This is a genomic window from Escherichia sp. 20412-1, assembly GCF_003027595.1.
Lineage (GTDB): Bacteria > Pseudomonadota > Gammaproteobacteria > Enterobacterales > Enterobacteriaceae > Escherichia > Escherichia marmotae.
Genome location: NZ_PYQM01000141.1, coordinates 1 through 253, shown reverse-complemented (window position 1 = coordinate 253; position 253 = coordinate 1). Strand labels below are relative to the sequence as shown.

General features: G+C 48.6%; 1 protein-coding gene. It reads left to right on the top strand.

Annotated elements, in window-relative coordinates; genetic code table 11:
* A partial coding sequence (locus C7B16_RS24405; RefSeq protein WP_143192640.1) for an integrase core domain-containing protein occupies positions 1 to 161 on the top strand: 161 nt, incomplete at its 5' end.
* Positions 162 to 253 lie beyond the last annotated feature (92 nt).

The following is a 253-nucleotide window of genomic DNA, read 5'->3' as shown; positions in this document are numbered from 1 at the left end:
GTATCATGCCCAAACCAGACGGGTTAACGGCAGCAAAGAACCTTACAGAGGCGTTCGAGCATTATAACGAATGGCATCCGCATAGTGCGTTGGGTTATCGCTCGCCACGGGAATATCTGCGGCAGCGTGAAGTGGTCAACAAAAACTGGCCACCGAGTTAGAGTTTTTCCAGTATCGATTTTCCGATTCGTTTGGGGGTAATCCACCGTTATATTCGTGCGGTCTTAGTGCGCTGTAATATCCAACGATATAG